The sequence below is a fragment of the Mesorhizobium denitrificans genome (genome assembly GCF_003403035.1).
GTDB lineage: Bacteria > Pseudomonadota > Alphaproteobacteria > Rhizobiales > Rhizobiaceae > Mesorhizobium_G > Mesorhizobium_G denitrificans.
The window spans coordinates 123,432-140,637 of sequence record NZ_QURN01000010.1 but is presented as its reverse complement, the minus strand read 5'-3'; the positions used below and the strand labels follow the sequence as shown (position 1 = coordinate 140,637).

Below are 17,206 nucleotides of genomic sequence, written 5' to 3'. Positions count from 1 at the left end.
GTGGGTTGACTGTCAGCCTGTTCGGGTCTGTTCCTCGTATTCATGGCGGGCAAAGAAACGCGCCAACTCTCGCGGCTCTGGTGCTTGCCCTGTAAATATCTCGACGTAACTGGGAATTCGCTTCATGCGCACGGCGACGTCCTCGCGTGTCTGCATGGTGATGTAGCCAATCTGGATGAGATAGGTGGTGCGCGCCCGCACGTCGGCCACGACAGCATCATATCCAAAGCGAACAAAAAGCTGGGTCAGCGCCTCCAGCCGGAGCTGGTCGGCCATCTGAACATCGACAAGCACGTCTGATGATTGCAACGCCCAGCTTCGAATGGCGAACTCCAGTTGCGAGTCGAACAACTCGGTGTCGAGCCAGCAATCGAAAACGTTCAGCATGGCCTCTGCGATGCTGTCCGCATAAGCTTCTGAACGCTTCACGATGGCGCCGGTATTCTTATCTTTCCAACGCGTGACGAGAGCGGAAAGCAGTGCCTCGCGATCCTGAAAAAACCAATAGAAACTTGTGCGCGAAAGGTTGAGCCGCTTGGCCAGCGGCAGGATGCGCACGCCATCCACCCCGGTATCAATCAGAGCGTCATACGCAGCTTGAAGCCACGCATCCGGTGATCCCCGCCAGCCAGTTTCATTGGTCTTCTGGTCCATTGCCGAAGCGTAACAGTTTCTTTTCCTCGCGCAACAAAAATGTTCATGGATGTCGTGTTAGTAAACTTTCACGTCGTTTAACTTGACATAGGTGTACATTAATAAAATAGTGTGGGTGGCAGACCTTTTTTGGAGCCCGGCAGTGTCAAGCGACCCTCTCCTTCAGCCCTACCAACTCAAGCATTTGAAGTTGCGAAATCGCATCATCGTTACATCCCATGAGCCGGCCTATCCTGATGACGGCATGCCGAAAGAGCGCTACCGGGCCTACCATGTCGAGCGCGCGAAAGGTGGGGTAGCGCTGACGATGACTGCTGGTTCTGCTGCAGTTGCAAGAGACAGCCCGCCTGCGTTCAACAACATCCTCGCATACAAGGACGAGGTGGTGCCGTGGATCAAGGAACTGACCGACGCTGTGCATGAGCATGGTGCGGCAGTGATGATCCAGCTTACACATCTCGGCCGCCGCACACGATGGGACAAGGGCGACTGGTTGCCTGTAATCGCGCCTTCGCACAGGCGGGAACCTGCACATCGCGCGTTTCCCAAAAAGGCAGAGGACTGGGACATCACGCGCGTGATCGCAGACTTTGCCGATGCGGCAGAGCGCATGAAGGCGGGCGGCATGGATGGCATCGAGCTGGAGTGCTACGGGCATCTGATCGACCAGTTCTGGTCGCCTGCGACGAACACGCTTGATGGCGACTATGGTGGTTCACTGGACAATCGCATGCACTTCGCGTTCGACGTGTTACGAGCGATCCGGGATCGTGTCGGGCCGGACTTTATCGTCGGTGTGCGATACTCTGCCGACGAGTGCATGGACGATGGTTATGGCAAGACAGAAGGCTTCGAAATAACCAGGCGCCTGAAAAATAGTGGCCTGATCGACTTCCTCAACGTCATCCGAGGCCACATCGATACTGATGCCGCGCTAACCGATGTTATCCCCATTCAGGGCATGGCCAACTCGCCCCATCTCGACTTTGCGGGCGAAATTCGCGCCTTGACCGACTTTCCAACTTTCCACGCAGCCAAGATTCCTGATGTGGCGACGGCGCGGCATGCCATCGCTTCCGGCAAGGTGGACATGGTGGGGATGACGCGCGCGCACATGACCGATCCCCATATCGTCAGAAAAATCATCGAACGGCGCGAGGACGACATACGCCCCTGCGTCGGCGCGAACTACTGTCTCGACCGCATCTATCAGGGAGGCGCGGCCTATTGCATCCACAACCCTTCGACCGGACGCGAGACGACCATGCCGCATGCGATCGACAAGGCGGAGAAGCGCAAGAAAATCGTGATTGTCGGAGCGGGCCCCGCCGGTCTTGAAGCCGCGCGTGTAGCGGGCGAGCGCGGCCATGAAGTTGTCGTGCATGAAGCGGCCAGCGTAGCAGGTGGCCAGATCCGGCTTACCGCTCAAAGCCCCCGCCGCCGCGAGATGATAAGCATCATCGATTGGCGTCTTGCGCAGTGCGAACGTCTAGGTGTGGCCATCCATTACAACAGCTGGGCTGAAGCCAGCACTATCAAGGCCGAGAACGCCGATGTCGTAATCATCGCAACCGGTGGAATGCCGGACACCGAAGTGTTGAAATCCGGCAATGATCTGGTCGTATCGACCTGGGATATAATTTCGGGAGACGTGAAGCCGGGCACCAATGTGCTGGTCTACGACGACGCAGGCGACCCTGCTGCATTGCAGGCAGCGGAGTTCATTGCGGGTACGGGTGCGAGGGTCGAGATAATGACACCGGACCGGACATTTTCGCCTGAGGTGATGGGCATGAACCTCGTGCCATACATGCGCTCTTTGCAAAAGCTGGACACGACTTTCACCGTTACGTTCAGACTGGAATCCGTTGAGAAAAGTGGCAACCAATTGCTGGCACATATTGGCAGCGATTATGGCGGCGTCGCCAAGCAGCGCAGCTTCGACCAGATCGTGATCAATCACGGAACCATACCGCTTGACGATCTCTACTTCGAGCTGAAGCCGGATTCGAGCAATCTTGGCGAGGCCGATTACACTGACCTGATCGATGGCAAACCGCAGGTTCTGGAACGCAATCCGCACGGAGCATTCCAGCTTTTCAGAATCGGCGACGCCGTGTCTTCACGAAACACACATGCTGCGATTTATGACGCGCTGCGGCTTGTCAGAAATCTGTAAGCTATCGGTATCGGTCGCAAAAAGACGCCCTAAGTCAGCACCGACCGCAACGCGCCCTGCACTTTGAGTAGGGCAGGCAGGAAGATTGAGAGGAGATCGTCCACTGAGACGGCCGTTGTCGACACGCCTGTGTTCAAAGCGCCGACGACGCGACCCCTCGCCGAATAGATTGGCACGGCTATCGAGCGCAGGCCGGTTTCCACTTCCTGATCAATCAATGCGTAGCCATCGGCGCGCGCGGCTTCTATTCGGCCAAAGATTTCCTCGGGGTCGGTCAGGCTAAAGGACGTGCGCGGCGCGAGGTTCGAGCGCATCACGATGGCGCGCGCTTCCTTCTCCGGCAATGCCGCCAGAAGCACCCGGCCGAGCGAGGTGCAGTGAGCCGGCAGCCGCGAACCAGGCATCAGCCCTATCGACATTACCTTTCGTTGCGCTGCGCGAGCCAGATAAACAATCTCCGTCTCGTCGAGGATGGCGACGGATGTCGATTGCCCTAATTTCTCTGACAATTGTTCGAGCCACGGCTGCACGACCTGTGCCAACGGCAGCGCAGCCAAAGCTCCGACGCCCAGCCTCAGCACGCGCGGCGTGAGCGTGAAGAATTTGCCGTCATGATGGGCGTAACCGAACTGGTGGAGGGTGAGCAGGCACCGGCGCGCGGTGGCGCGATCCAATCCGGTAGCTTCGGACACTTGCGAAATGCTCAAGCGTGGACGCTCCGACCCGAAGGCTTCGAGCACGTGCAAGCCTTTCGCCAGCGAGGATATTATATCCGTTTTGTTCATGCTGCGCACGAGAATGTACACATAGTGAACAAATGTCAACGATGCGAACAGCGCGCTACATCTGCTGAGTGAGTGAATGTATCTGATGGCCGTAGTGCGGGAGAGCGCCATGGACAAACGAATTGCCACGCTTGCGGAGGCAGTTGCCGATATTCAAGATGGCGCGTCGATCATGATTGGCGGCTTCGGCGGCTCGGGAACGCCCATCGAACTGATTCACGCGCTGATAGATCGCTTTGTCGCTACAGGCAGCCCGAAATGTCTCACTGTCATAAACAACAATGCCGGTAACGGCCATGTCGGCCTCGCCGCGATGATAAAGCAGGGCATGGTGGCGACGATGGTCTGCTCCTTTCCTCGCTCATCCGATCCGAAAATGTTCACCGAGAAATACATGGCGGGCGAGATCGAGCTGCAACTGGTGCCGCAGGGCACGCTGGCTGAGCGTATTCGCGCAGGCGGCGCAGGCATCCCGGCCTTTTACACCCCTTCCTCGTTCGGAACCGATCTGGCCAAGGGCAGACCCGTCATGGAATTCGAGGGCCGTTCATATGTCATGGAGCGCTGGCTGAAGGCCGATTTTGCGCTGATCAAGGCGGAACTGGGCGACAGCCACGGTAACCTGACCTATCACATGGCGGCTCGCAACTTCTCGCCGCTCATGGCGATGGCAGGGCACAGGACGGTCGTGCAGGTGAGCCGTATCGTCGCGCCGGGTGAAATCGACCCTGAAACCGTCATCACGCCGGGCATCTTTGTCAATGCGGTGGTGGAGGTCGCCAATCCTGCCCAGGAAGAAGAACTGAACCGCACTGGAGTGCGCTATCCATGACGGAGAAGCTATCCAACGCGCAGATTGCTTGGCGCGCGGCGCAGGACATCGCCGACGGCGCTTATGTCAATCTCGGCATTGGCTTTCCCGAAATGGTGGCCACGTTCCAGCCGCCGGGGCGACAGGCCATCTTCCATACGGAGAACGGCGTGCTCGGCTTTGGCGAGGCGCCACCACAAGGCGAGGAAGATTGGGACCTCATAAACGCCGGTAAGAAGGCGATTACGCTGAAGCCCGGCGCATCGTTTTTCGACCATGCCGACAGTTTTGCAATGGTGCGTGGCGGGCATCTGGATGTCGCCATTCTCGGTGCTTATCAGGTGGCGGAAAACGGCGACCTTGCCAACTGGTCAACCGGGCCGAAAGGTGTTCCGGCGGTGGGCGGCGCGATGGACCTTGTGCACGGCGCGAAGCGTGTGGCGGTTATTACCGAACATGTGACAAAGGACGGCACGCCCAAGCTTCTGGAGCGGTGTTCGCTGCCTTTGACCGGCGTTGGCTGTGTCACACGCATTTACACGTCACTTGCGGTGGTCGATGTGGAAGGCGGCCATTTTGTATTGCGCGAGAAGCTGCCATCCATATCCCTTGAAGCGCTTCAGGCCATGACTGGCGCGAAGTTGCATTTCGACGGCCCTGTAACCGACCTCATTGTTGCGGAAGTATAAACATGACCGACGCGTTCATTTGCGATTATATCCGTACGCCCATTGGCCGCTTCGGTGGCGCGCTCTCTTCCATTCGCCCCGACGATCTGGGCGCGATCCCGCTCAGGGCGCTTATGGAGCGCAACACAGGGGTGGATTGGGCTGCGGTAGATGACGTCATTTTCGGCTGCGCAAATCAGGCCGGTGAGGACAACCGCAATGTGGCGCGCATGTCGCTATTGCTTGCGGGGCTGCCACTCGATGTTCCCGGAGCGACGATCAACCGGCTGTGCGGCTCCGGCATGGATGCCGTCATCACTGCGGCGCGGGCAATCGGCGCTGGGCAGGCGGAGTTGATCATCGCCGGCGGTGTGGAAAGCATGTCGCGCGCGCCATTTGTTTTGCCGAAGGCGGACACTGCTTTTTCCCGCAATGCGGAGATTTACGACACCACGATCGGCTGGCGCTTCGTTAATCCCGTCATGCACCGACTCTACGGAACGGACTCCATGCCGCAGACGGGGCAAACCGTGGCCGACGATTTTGGCGTGAGCCGCGAGGACCAGGATCGCATGGCGCTTGCCTCGCAGGCAAAGGCTGCGGCTGCGCAGCAGAGCGGCCGGCTGGCTGAAGAAATTGCACCGGTGGCGGTGCCGCAACGCAAGTGTGAGCCGGTGCTTGTCACGCGTGACGAACACCCGCGCGAGACGTCTATGGAAGCGTTGGGCAAGCTCAAGCCGCTGTTCGCGAATGGGTCGGTGACGGCAGGTAACGCCTCCGGTGTGAATGACGGAGCCGCGGCGCTGATCGTCGCATCGGAAGCGGCCGCAAAACGCTATGGCCTCACGCCCATTGCGCGCGTGCTTGGCGGCGCGACCGCTGGGGTGCCGCCGCGCATCATGGGCATCGGTCCTGCGCCAGCCTCCAAGAAACTTATGGCCCGGCTTGGGCTAGGGCAGGAGCAGTTTGACGTGATCGAGCTTAACGAGGCGTTTGCATCGCAAGGGCTCGCGACGCTGCGCGATTTGGGCATTGCTGACGACGACCCACGTGTGAACCGCAACGGCGGCGCGATTGCACTCGGACATCCTCTCGGCATGTCCGGAGCACGCATCACCGGCACGGCTGCGCTGGAATTGCAAAAGATCGGCGGCAAATATGCCCTTTCGACCATGTGTATCGGGGTAGGGCAGGGCATCGCAGTGGCGCTCGAGCGAGTCTAGATTGAGCGAGTCATCAGCGCGTGGGTAGTTTTGCCGCAATGCCCCAAGCGCGAGGCAAATCAGGATGCCGGCACCATAGAAGTGAAGGCGGTGCTAATCGGCGCAGTCGGGACAGCTCTCAACTGACCCCGGTATCACGCGTGCTGCGTTATGCCGGTTAATTTCCTTGAGCTTGGCGGTGCTGTTGATTGTCAGTCCCCAGCCGAGCGCGATCACCGGCCAGAACACATTTTTTGAGGCGATTATCAAAATGAAGCTCAGAATATTTACATAGGCGGAAAGGCGGAAAGTTGGTGACACCTCCGCGTGCTCCAGCAACGAAAGCGAGCTTTTCACGCAGATGAGTGTGAGAAGGACATAGAGAGAAAAGCCGATTATTCCAAAGCTTACCCAGGCAGATAGTGCGTTATGGGCGTAAGCGCCCGCACTAACCGGCCATTCCCATTCGAAATGGCCTGCGAAAACACCGCTAATAGGGTGCGCAGCAATCTGGTCCAGCGCGAGTTGCATGAAATCTTGACGCGCAATCCATGATGTTGAGTTTGCAAAATCCAGCAATTGCATCTGTCTTGAATTTTCAATGTCGGACCACCTGTCACTGATTATGAAATACAGGGGGATCAAAGCGACAGAAGTTGAGAAGATTGCTTTGGGCTTGCGGAGAATGCTGATACCTTCAACGATGCCTGTCGCCGCGAGGAAACCGACAAACTCGGAGCGAGCGCCATTTACGAATAAGAGCGCTGCGCACACAACCATCCAGAAGAGCCGCCAGCGCCGCCCGCGAAGGTTCGAGAGCAGGAGAAGCCCGGTCAGGAGTGCCGCATTCGCGAAGCCCTGATAGCTAGGGATGCTTTCCGTATCGAAGACACTGCGCAGATTGACCATGCGGGTTTCCGCATCCACGAAATAGGCCGAAACCGCGATCATCGCCGCAATGGATATTCCCGCTATCCTGAAAGTTTGTTTGCGGCTGGGGTCAACAAATAGCCCCACGAAAAACAAGGCGACCCAGAACAGGATCATTTGGATTATCTGAGTGTAGGCCTCCGCCGGATATTTATCCGTTTCGTACCAATGCCATAATGTCCAGAGCGCGCACCAAAGCAAAAGCGTGATGAATAATGCCGACTTGCCGGACGCTGCGCTCATCCGTCTCATGACGGGGATCGGGAATATCAGCACGTAGATCGCTACGGTCGCAATCGCGACGCTGCCGAAATATGAAGAGGTGTTCCAGATGCCGGCGGCGGATCCGAGGTAAACGAAATAGAAAAATGGAAACAGGAAAAGGTACGCGATGTTGGCGCCGAACATTCGCTTCAGCCACGATCTGGAAAGATAAGTGGCTGTGTATTGATTATATGCTAAATTAGCAATATATAAAACATATAGTGAACTGCGGCATGCGTAGAATTATCGAGCGCGAGGGTGCTGTGTCGGTCAGGCAAATATGTCGTTATTGAAGTTTGGTGCTCTTTCTTTCGAGCGCATTTCGCAACTCCACGAACATTTCGAGTAAACGCTGAGGGCCGGGGTGCTGGCCCGCGTAATCGCCGAGACGATGAATTTCCGCACTCGCGGCGCGAACGAGATTCGTGCCTGCCGGCTGCGCGAGCAGCCATGACAGGAAGACATCTTCTGGAATTGCAGTAGCGGTCATCATCATCATCCCCGACGGTGCTGGGGACGGAGCATTGGCGGACGCAAGCTGATTCCGGGTGATGGCCCGACAACGCAAGCGCACCTCCGGGACACCCCGCCCGTGGACGTTTCATTTCGTCAGGGCAGGTCTCCTGGCTCGCGGGTCGTTGCTTCCGCCGGCCTTCCCAACACGCGAGCGTGCCAGTGGCGTATTCGACGTAAACTCACCGCTTACAGTTGCGGGGGCAGCGCCGGCTTCCCGTGAACGGTACCGGCTTCCCTCTTAGCTCCCGAGCCCAAAGGACTCAGAAGAACCATGACGACTACATCTTGGGATTTGTGATGCTAGGTTGTCAATTGGTGGTTTTCAAATTCCTGGAGTCTGGGCCCCACCGATCAGAATTGAGCTGCAAAACGGATGTTGAAGCGGTTTTCCGTTTCATCATTTGATGATGTGCCGTGTGCGAATTCCAGCATCAAATCCGATGCGTTCTGGCTCGCTTTCTGGCCGAGGCCAAAATGGACGCCAGCGCCGAACGAGGTTGCATGAGTGTTCGCCTCTTCAAGCGCAGTGGGGTTTTCAAGCTTGGCAAGGCCCGCGGCGGCAAAGACATAAGGCACGACGGTCGCGCCGAAATTCGGTGCGATTTCGTAAGGAGAGCGCGTAAGCGGAAAGGCCAGATCGCCGCGCGCGACCAGCGCACTGTCGCCTTGTATCGCGCCGCTTTCATAGGCTGACAGCCAGTTGAAACCGCCCAGTCCCATCTGCTCGGACGACACGAGCGGATCGCCGAACGATGTTTGTGCCTTACCGGCGAGCGATAGCCGGACAGCATCAGATGCGAAGGACTGATTGTAGTGCAACTCGACCTCGAACTTGGTGAAATCGGGCTCTGCACCTTCGCGCGAAAGCGGCAATGCTGCAGTTGCGTGACGCGCGCCCAAAGCATCAAGACCCAAGGACAGCGTGGCGGAACCTGACAGGAAACCGCCGAATGAAAAATAGGTGTCGGCGTTTTGGGTGAACCGCAAGGCGCGCACCCGATCCTCACTGAAATCCAGGTGGTCGCCTGTGCCGACGTCCAATTGCTGCTTTTCGTTGGTGGCGTCGAAGCTCAACACAGTGCTGGTGTTGAAGTTGCGGCTGCGCACCCAGCTATAGCCGAGCCGCGCTGACAGCTTGCTGTAGTGATCGAGCGAGGAGAGGGCTAGCTCGGTCTTTGGGTGGGTGCGGCTGTCGACGCCTTCGAGATTTAGCCACAAGCCATCGATGCCCAACGGCAAAATGACGCCGCCGGCAATCTGACGGTTGCGCGGCTTGCTCTCGAAAATGCTGTCGTCGAAACCGGGATAGCCTGACAGGCGAAGATAGGTGACTTCACCGAGCCCGAGAACGTTGTTGAGATTTGCGCCGATATTCGCCGACCAATCGCCAAGCTCATCACTGAGCCCATTATCTACGCCGGTGGTGAACGTGACGGGATTATACTTGCCGTCAACTGCGATCACGGTAGAGCCGGGTGTTTCACCCGCTTTAAGGGTCGAGCGCAACATCAATCCAGGAACGTCACCGGCCAATAGCATTTTCCGTTCAAGCTCTGCTTTCGTGACGCCGGGCTTGTTGACCAATGGCGAGAGAATGGCCTCGACGCGTTTGCGAGCACGCTCAGGCAATGCGCTTGCGTCGATCTTTTCAACCTGTCCGTTCGTGACGACGAGCTTCAGGCTCTCACCGTCCCGCACGGTTTGCGGGGGCAGGGAGACGCGCACAAGAATGTAGCCCGCGCGCGCATAAGCGGTTTCCAAATCGCGAGCGGCGGCGAACAGATCAGCGCCGGAAACCTGCCTGCTCGTGAGGCGTTGCTCAATCGCCTTGGTTTCTGCCTGAAGAGCGGGAAGCCCGCCGGAAACCGCGAGGCCGGACAGTTTGACCTTCAGCGCTTCCGCGCCTTTTGGCGTGGCAAGGCCGGTACCTTCGGATACGACTATGCCTCCCTGACCCTGTTGAATCGTCGGCGGCGCGTAGCTTGGCGGCACGATCTGGCTCGCTGTCTGCGCGAACGCCGGATGAGCGGAGGTGAGCGCAATGTAGACAGTTGAAAGCGCAAGAAGGCGATGCTTCTTGTGGAAAGCTGACATGGCTAATTCTCCTACAGGTCGCCGCCGGAACAGGCTGAAGCACTTCCACCCGTGAAGCACGGGAAGCCGGAAAGCCATGCATCTTCGATTGTCAGCACAATGGGCTCAGAACCCATGAGCGTTGGCGTATAAATTAGAATCCGGTGCCACGATATGCGCGGAAGCGAGGGTGGCAGCAAACCGCCGAGCAGGAAGCTGGCAGGTAACTCTTCGATGCGAACCGGCCAAGGGTTTGCGTTTGCCCGGATAGTCAATGCACCGTCGACAAAGGTCAGGTCATAATTTTCGGCGGTGAGCCCCGACGCGCTTATGATGTAGTTGCCAGGGTTGAGCGCGCCTTGCGAACTGCCGGCATAAGCCAGCGCTCCCAACAGGACACTTTCCGTCTCATCGTTGACAAAGCCGCTATATGCAACACCGTTGCCACCGGAATAGGCGATGCCATCGCCATCTTTGATGGCGTCATTGGCGATGACAGTCAGCGCAGCTTTTTGAATGGTCCCGATTTCGTTGGAGAGGGATGGCCCGCTGAGTACGTAATTGTCTGCGGCCGTGCCGGAAAGTGTGAGGCCGTCAACAGAAACGTTGATGCTGGCCCCGGCATTGGCGCTGCCATAGGTGCCGCTTCTCGCAGCTATATAGACATTTTCGGAGCCGACGATTCCTGCGAGCTGGAAGTTTTCGGAAGTCAGACTCGCATCGGTGTTGCCGTCATAGATTTTGGTGACTGGACCGACGAGTGTGGCATTCAGCGTGGCTTGTTCGATGGTTCCGATATTCGCGGCAAGGGTCGTGGTGTCGAGGACATAATTGTCTGCGGCGGTGCCGGACAATGCGAGATCAGAGATGGATACGCCGATATTGCTGCCTGCATTCGCGGAGGAAAACGTCCCGGTGACCGGACCGAGATAGACATTGTCCGAGCCGATGATGCCGGTGAGTTGGAAGTTTTCGGCCTCCAAACTTGCGTCGGTATTTCCGTCATAGGTTTTCGTGACCGCGCCGATGAGCGACGCATTGAGAGTGGCCTGCTCGATGACCCCGATCGTATCTGACAGCGTCGTGGTGCTGAGCTGATAATTGTTTGAATTGAGGCCGGACAGGCCTAGACCATCGACGGAAACGGAAATGCCGGTGCCAGCACTGGCGGTGCCATAGGTACCAGTCATCGAGTCGACATAGACATTGTCCGAGCCAACGATGCCCGTAAGATGGAAGTTCGCGGTTCCGAGACTCGCGGTGCTGTTGCCGTCGTAAACTTTTGTCACGTCCCCGGTAAGCGCAACATCGAGGGAGGCTCGCTGGATGGTGCCGATATAGTCGGACAGCGATACTCCGTTGAGCACGTAGTTTTCGGCAGCAGTGCCGGACAATTCCAGGCCGCCTACCGATACAAGAATGTTTTCGCCGGCGTTGATTATTCCATACGTGCCGGTGGTCGCATCGAGATAGACATTGTCCGAGCCGATGATGCCGGTGAGTTGGAAGTTTTCGGCTTCGAGACTGGCTTGATCGTTGCCGTCAAACGTCTTCGTGACCGAACCTGTGAGCGTGGCGGTCAGCTCTGCTTGCAGGATAACCCCGATAGTTTCCGAGAGCGTCGTGGTATCGAGTACATAATTGTTCGCGGCGGTGCCCGACAAGGTGAGATCTACAACGGACACGCCAATGCCGTTGACGGCATTTGCGTTTGCATAGCTGCCGGTGGTCGCGCCGATATAGACGTTGTCCGAACCTATTTTCCCGGTGAGTTGGAAGTTCTCCGCATCCAGACTTGCGTCGGTGTTGCCGTCGTAGGTTTTGGAAACGGTTCCGGTAAGCGCAGCCGTCAGTGTCGCCTTCCCAACGCTAAGGCTCTGCTGACCGAAATAGAACACTCGATAGTTGATACCACTCGCGCTGACGGCTGTATCGTTTCGTGCCGCCAGATCGATTGCATGAGTTCCGGCTGTCAACGATGAATCGACAGGGATGACGGCGCTGGCAAAGGTGATGTCGCCGCCGGTGGGATCGAATACATAGAGGTCAGGCCCGTAAAATGTCTCGAGGGAGGCGATCGTTGCCCCGCTGTCACCATAGGTTGACGTGGTGTCGACAACGCTCGCCCAGACAATCGGGGTCAACGCATAAAGTTCAGGATAATGGTCTTCGCTTGGTGGCGCCCAGGTCGTTTCAAAGTTCCAGCCTGCCGTGCGTGCCGTTTGCAGGAAGTTTGTTGTGTCCTGAAAATCTGCTTCGAATAGATCGGTTGAGGTGGTGAGGGTGCCACCGCCGCTGGCGACGCCGGGGAGCGAGTTTGAGAGCCAATAAGAGCCTGAGATATCGCCGGTGTTGCTGCCAACCAACTGCCCTATATTGTTGCCGGTGCCGGATATCTGGCCGGTTGCGTAAGTACGGGTGATTGTGCCGCTGTTGTTTTCGCCGACAAGACCGCCCATCATGTCGCCATCGTTCAGTATGTTGCCAGTTGCGTAGGCGTCGCTGATGGTGCCTGAACTGGTTCCGACGAGACCGCCAATGACTGAGCCTCCCGCTCCAACGGTTATGGTTCCAGACGCATAAGCGACAGAAATTGTCCCATTGTTGGAGCCGACGAGCCCGCCCACAGCTAAACTGCCGGCGACATTGGTGGTTGCGTAGACGTTTTTGATAGTGCCGTAGTTCACCCCGGCAAGACTGCCCGTCGCAAAATCATTGCCGATTACGTCGCCGCCGACGAGCCCAACATTGCTGATATTCGAACTTTCTGCCGTGAAGCCGAAAAGCCCGGTGTGTATGCCTGATATACTCGACTGGTCGATGTAGAGGTTCGAAATCGTGTGACCCGCGCCATCGAAAGTGCCAATGAACTGGTTCGGTTCGGATCCTACAGACGCGAATCCGCGATCAATATTCCACATCTGCGCGGCAACCATCGTGTCCGCGAGGTCGATATCGTTCGCAAGCGCGTATGATGCCCCTAGGTTCAACGACATCAACTGAAGCTGATGGCCATTTGCGATCGTGGTGGACCACTCCGACATAAGGAAGGGGCGGAGCGAATCGTCGAGCATGTACCAGGTGGCCGCAAAGTCGAAGCCGCTATAAGTCTGTGCTTTGAATGCGTCGGCGGTGCTCATCGATATGGCGTCGGGTGAGGTGGGGTCAGAGCCGATACCAATCGAAACGCCGGACGTGCCGGTATCCCAGTAGGCATTGCTTATGGCGCCTACGCTGCGCCCGGCGATGCCGCCGTAGACGCAACTGAGAGACAGGCATCCAGCTCCGTCAACTTCGCCAGTTGCGTAGGAGTTCTCGATGGTGCCGTAGTAGTTGTCGCCAACCAGGCCGCCAAGGAGATAATCGTTTGCGTCGGACGAGGTGCCGCTGGCTATCGAGACCTTGCCCGTCGCATAGGAATTTCTGATCTCACCTTCATTGCTGTTGCCGGCTAGTCCGCCAACATTCTCGGCAACATCCTGCATATCGACACTTGTGACCGAGCCTGTCGCGTAGGAGCGAGTTATTGTGCTGTGTGTTGAATAGTCGTCGTTGCTCAGGGAGCCGACAAGGCCACCGACGTTCGCCGCGCCAGTTACAGAACCGCTGGCATAGGAATCTTTGATTGCGGAGCCTCGCATCATGCCGACCAGGCCGCCAGCAATGCCCGTTCCGGTTACGTTTCCGGTTGCGTAGACAAAATTTTGCGAACCGCCATTCGATTTGCCTATCAGGCCGCCAACTTCGCTCTGGCCGGTGACGTCTGCCCTTGAATAGGCATGGAGAATTACGCTTCCTTCATTGTTGCCTATGAGAGCCCCAGTATCTGACGAACCGGTGATGCTGCCGCTGGTGATGCCGATGTCGCGAATGACTGCGCCGAAGGCTGACCCGATAAAGCCGACATTGTCTTCCGCGCTATTGATCGTCAAATTGGAGATCGTGTTGCCGAGGCCCGCGAGTGTGCCTGAGAACCTGTCCTGAGAATTGTTTGCGATGACAGATGTCTCATAGAGTTCGTCGGACAAATCCAGATCTTGTGCGAGCGCATATGAGAGCGTGGCATCATTGCTGATGCTATCCAACCCATCCGCGTCGTGGACCAAGACATAGGTTACGCCGCCAATATTGAGCGTGGCGTTCGCGCCCGACAGGGTGATCGAAGACGCGTTGCCGAATGTGTAGTCTTTGCCGTTGCCGGTCTGGATGACGAGACCAGCATTCGTGCCAGTAGTAATAACATCTGCGTTGAAGTTGATGTTGCCATCGGCCTGCAGGGTGAGCGTCGTGTCGTCGGACCACCAAATCGGAGCTGCTACGGTGATGTCGCCGTCCTGCCCGCCGGACGTGCCGGTGCTCACCGTGACGTTTGCGAAAGAAGGCGCATCCAGCAATGTGCTGACGTTGAGAATGCTGTCGTCGCCGTTCGCGCTGAAGCCCGAGAGATTGTTGTTGGTGCCAAGCGAAATGGTGAGGTTGTAAGGATCCAGCAGCAGATTGCCGAACGATCCGTTCTCGGCAGAAAGATCAGCCTTGCCGGTGTAGGAAAGCACTGCCTTGCCAGAGACTTCGGCATCGCCGCCATTGCCTTCACCCGCGCCGCGCGAAGAGATGTTGCCGTCGAACGTGGTGAGATAATCAGACCAGATGACCACTTTGCCGCCGGAGCCATTGTCCGTCGCGTCGGCGTTGATCGTCGTGTTGTTGTCGACGGAGGTTGTGTCCGCGCGCTGTGTGCCGGCGGAACCCTGCCAGTCGCCGCCCACTTTAACCGTGCCGCCGCCTGCCGCGCCGGATACGTCGATCTTTGCGCCCTGCAACGCGACGTCCTTGCCGGTGATCGTTACAGTGCCGCCCTTGGCAGACGCCGCTTTCGCACGAACCTTGCCGGAGACTTTGACCGCGCCGCCATCTCCGCCACCAATGACAATTGCACCGCTGCGGCCAGAGATCGTATTCGCTTCGACGACGCCGGACAGGTTGACTGCATTACGCGCAGCTTCGCGTGCCGTGGCGGCAGATATGACGACCGTGCCGCCTTCGGCGGATATTTCGCCACTGTTCGTGATGAGCGCGCCGTTCCCTTCAGCGCCATCCTTCGTGGGAAGCGCGACTTGCAGGAAGCCGTCGCCGGAGAGGTCGAGCGTTGCGCGCTCGCCTGAGCCAAGCCCGGCCTTGCCGAGCGGAACTGCGATCAGTCCGCTATTCTGAACAGTGCCGCCTAAAAGTGCGGCATAGCCACCGCGTCCGACCGTGACTACGCCCGCGTTCGACACGTTTGCGGATGCGCCATTGCCCTTGAAGGAAAGGGTGCCGGCCAGAAAATCCTTGTCGGTGATGTCGAGCGTAGATGCGACGAAGCCGCTGCCGACTTTAACCGTGCCAGTCTGGGTGATCGCGATGCCATTTGGGTTGATGAGGTAGACCTGACCATTGCCGGTGATCTGCCCCGCGACGGTGGAGGGGGTGCTTCCGGTAACGCGATTCAGGATTGCGGAGCCGCTGCCGGGCTGCACGAAATCGACCTTTTTGCCCGCGCCGACGTTGAAGCCGTTCCAGTTCACAATGGCTTTGTCTGTAGCCTGTCGCACCGTCATGGTGTTGCCGGTGGTTCCAATCACCACACTGCCAGCCGTGGCATTGCCGCCTGTCGGCAGAACGTCCTGAGCCAGAACGGGCTGGATGGTCAGCGAGGTTGAGGCCAGCAAGCTGAGCCAGATCGACCGAACCAGATTTGTGCTGCGGGAGGAGGGGACAAAATGGGAAAAGCAGATCTTCATTGTGGGGCCAGAACTCCGATCACTTGAATTTCCTCGCGTGTCGACATGACCCGCGCTCCGCGCAAAATCTCTGCACGCCATCAGACGGAACGGAATAAATCCGCCTCCGCTTAATTAGTATCATTAATATTAGGAGATTAACATATGACTTGACCCGGTCAAGTCGCCCACAGCCCAAATGTGGGGATGGTTACGAATTCCTGACCATAGCGAATTGCCAGTCGGGGAGCCGCGAGGCTGCCGTCGGTGTTCGGTGCTATTGGACGAGGTGGACCGGCGGTTTTCCGCCGGTCGCAGGATATGTTGTTTAGCGCGTCTCGCCTGCGGCTGTGAGCATCGCCATGTCATCTGATGACAGCGAAAGGGCGGCGGCTTTTGCGAAGCTCGCAACGTGAGCCGGACTGGTGGCGCTGGCGATGGGTGCGGTTACGCCCTCGCGTGCCATGAGCCAAGCGAGCGCGACTTCGGCAGGGTTTGCAGAATGGCGGGCGGAAACGTCGTCCAGCGCGGCAAGGATAGCCTTGCCCTTGTTGTCCAGATATTTGGCCATTCCGCCGCCGCGCGCGGATTTGCCGAAATCCGCCGAGGAACGGTATTTGCCGGAGAGGAAGCCAGAGGCGAGGCTGAAATAGGTGATCACGCCGAGTTTTTTAGCGATGCAGAGATCGCGCAACGGACCTTCGTAAGAGGAGCGGTTGTAAAGATTGTATTCCGGCTGGAGGACTTGGTAGGCGGGCAGGTCGTTGCTCTTGGCTGCCTCGAACGACGCGGCCAGTTGCGCGGCGTCGACGTTTGAAACGCCGATTGCCTTGACCTTGCCCGCCTTCATAAGCTTGTCGAATGCGCCGAGCGTTTCGGCATAGCTGGTGCCCGCAGGGTCCGGCCAATGCGCGAAATAGAGGTCGATGACGTCGATCTGCAGGCGCTTGAGCGAGCGCTCTACGGCTTGAATGATGTACGGCTCAGTCAGGCCGCCGGAATGTGGCCCGCCATCGACCGAGCCAACCTTGGTGAAAATCTTGACCTTGTCGCGCCGGCCGGGTCGCGAGGCCAGCCAGTTTCCGATGATCGTCTCGGATTCGCCGCCCTTGTTTCCGGGCGCCCAAGCGGAATAGCAGTCCGCAGTGTCGACTGCGTCGAAGCCGTGGTCGACGAACGCGTCGAGCACTTTGAAGCTCGTTTGTTCATCGATGGTCCATCCAAAGACGTTGCCGCCGAAAACCAGCGGTGCGATGGAAAGACCTGTTTGTCCGAGCGAACGACTCCGCATGCTTCATCTCCTTATGACGCCGATGGGCTATCATACCCATCTGGTCATAGGCGCGCAGTTTAACAATAGGACTT

11 protein-coding genes and 1 riboswitch are annotated in these 17,206 nt (G+C 57.8%); of the genes, 4 read left to right on the top strand and 7 right to left on the bottom strand.

The window, feature by feature from the left end:
* Positions 1–12 precede the first annotated feature (12 nt).
* A complete protein-coding gene (locus DY251_RS14170) occupies positions 13–654 on the bottom strand; it encodes a TetR/AcrR family transcriptional regulator (protein ID WP_116624560.1) in 642 nt (213 codons plus the stop codon).
* Between the two features lie 142 nt (positions 655–796).
* Here DY251_RS14170 and DY251_RS14165 point away from each other — a divergent pair, with 142 nt between their 5' ends.
* Positions 797–2,833, top strand: a complete 2,037-nt coding sequence (locus DY251_RS14165; protein WP_116624559.1) for an NADH:flavin oxidoreductase — start codon at positions 797–799, stop codon at positions 2,831–2,833.
* Positions 2,834–2,862: 29 nt separating this feature from the next.
* On the opposite strand, the gene DY251_RS14160 is transcribed toward DY251_RS14165, so the two are convergent.
* Positions 2,863–3,618, bottom strand: a complete 756-nt coding sequence (locus DY251_RS14160; RefSeq protein ID WP_116624611.1) for an IclR family transcriptional regulator domain-containing protein — start codon at positions 3,616–3,618, stop codon at positions 2,863–2,865.
* 109 nt (positions 3,619–3,727) lie between these two features.
* On the opposite strand from DY251_RS14160, the gene DY251_RS14155 reads away from it, so the two are divergent.
* Genes DY251_RS14155 through pcaF form a run of 3 tightly spaced genes read left to right on the top strand, consistent with a single transcriptional unit; the run spans position 3,728 to position 6,320 of the window.
* Entirely contained in the window at positions 3,728–4,450 is a 723-nt protein-coding gene (locus DY251_RS14155; protein WP_116624610.1) for a 3-oxoacid CoA-transferase subunit A, read from the top strand.
* The gene (locus tag DY251_RS14150) at positions 4,447–5,118 is read left to right on the top strand and encodes a CoA transferase subunit B (protein ID WP_116624558.1); all 672 of its coding nucleotides are present in this window, start codon (positions 4,447–4,449) and stop codon (positions 5,116–5,118) included. Before DY251_RS14155 ends, DY251_RS14150 begins: the two co-directional genes overlap by 4 nt.
* Positions 5,119–5,120: 2 nt before the next feature.
* Positions 5,121–6,320, top strand: coding sequence for a 3-oxoadipyl-CoA thiolase (gene pcaF / locus DY251_RS14145; protein ID WP_116624557.1), 1,200 nt, complete (start codon positions 5,121–5,123; stop codon positions 6,318–6,320).
* 93 nt (positions 6,321–6,413) lie between these two features.
* On the opposite strand, the gene DY251_RS14140 is transcribed toward pcaF, so the two are convergent.
* From DY251_RS14140 to DY251_RS14120, 5 genes are all read right to left on the bottom strand, one after another.
* Entirely contained in the window at positions 6,414–7,637 is a 1,224-nt protein-coding gene (locus DY251_RS14140) for an O-antigen ligase family protein (RefSeq protein WP_116624556.1), read from the bottom strand.
* A 142-nt stretch (positions 7,638–7,779) separates the two neighbouring features.
* Positions 7,780–7,983: a hypothetical protein gene (locus DY251_RS14135; protein WP_137113524.1), complete on the bottom strand. Its 204-nt coding sequence runs from the start codon at positions 7,981–7,983 to the stop codon at positions 7,780–7,782.
* Positions 7,984–8,089: 106 nt separating this feature from the next.
* A riboswitch (cobalamin riboswitch) is annotated at positions 8,090–8,298 on the bottom strand.
* A 62-nt stretch (positions 8,299–8,360) separates the two neighbouring features.
* Positions 8,361–10,103, bottom strand: coding sequence for a ShlB/FhaC/HecB family hemolysin secretion/activation protein (locus DY251_RS14130; protein WP_116624554.1), 1,743 nt, complete (start codon positions 10,101–10,103; stop codon positions 8,361–8,363).
* Positions 10,104–10,114: 11 nt separating this feature from the next.
* Positions 10,115–15,862 (bottom strand): YDG domain-containing protein, encoded by a 5,748-nt coding sequence (locus DY251_RS14125; protein WP_158553256.1) that lies wholly within the window; start codon positions 15,860–15,862, stop codon positions 10,115–10,117.
* Positions 15,863–16,169: 307 nt separating this feature from the next.
* Positions 16,170–17,132: an aldo/keto reductase gene (locus tag DY251_RS14120; protein WP_116624552.1), complete on the bottom strand. Its 963-nt coding sequence runs from the start codon at positions 17,130–17,132 to the stop codon at positions 16,170–16,172.
* Positions 17,133–17,206: the final 74 nt, after the last annotated feature.

Excerpts from the sequence above, each read along its gene's own strand:
- DY251_RS14170 (WP_116624560.1), bottom strand. The coding sequence starts at position 654 with ATGGACCAGAAGACCAATGAAACTGGCTGGCGGGGATCACCGGATGCG.
- DY251_RS14160 (WP_116624611.1), bottom strand. The coding sequence starts at position 3,618 with ATGAACAAAACGGATATAATATCCTCGCTGGCGAAAGGCTTGCACGTG.
- DY251_RS14155 (WP_116624610.1), top strand. The coding sequence starts at position 3,728 with ATGGACAAACGAATTGCCACGCTTGCGGAGGCAGTTGCCGATATTCAA.
- DY251_RS14150 (WP_116624558.1), top strand. The coding sequence starts at position 4,447 with ATGACGGAGAAGCTATCCAACGCGCAGATTGCTTGGCGCGCGGCGCAG.
- pcaF (WP_116624557.1), top strand. The coding sequence starts at position 5,121 with ATGACCGACGCGTTCATTTGCGATTATATCCGTACGCCCATTGGCCGC.
- DY251_RS14140 (WP_116624556.1), bottom strand. The coding sequence starts at position 7,637 with ATGTTCGGCGCCAACATCGCGTACCTTTTCCTGTTTCCATTTTTCTAT.
- DY251_RS14135 (WP_137113524.1), bottom strand. The coding sequence starts at position 7,983 with ATGACCGCTACTGCAATTCCAGAAGATGTCTTCCTGTCATGGCTGCTC.
- DY251_RS14130 (WP_116624554.1), bottom strand. The coding sequence starts at position 10,103 with ATGTCAGCTTTCCACAAGAAGCATCGCCTTCTTGCGCTTTCAACTGTC.
- DY251_RS14125 (WP_158553256.1), bottom strand. The coding sequence starts at position 15,862 with ATGAAGATCTGCTTTTCCCATTTTGTCCCCTCCTCCCGCAGCACAAAT.
- DY251_RS14120 (WP_116624552.1), bottom strand. The coding sequence starts at position 17,132 with ATGCGGAGTCGTTCGCTCGGACAAACAGGTCTTTCCATCGCACCGCTG.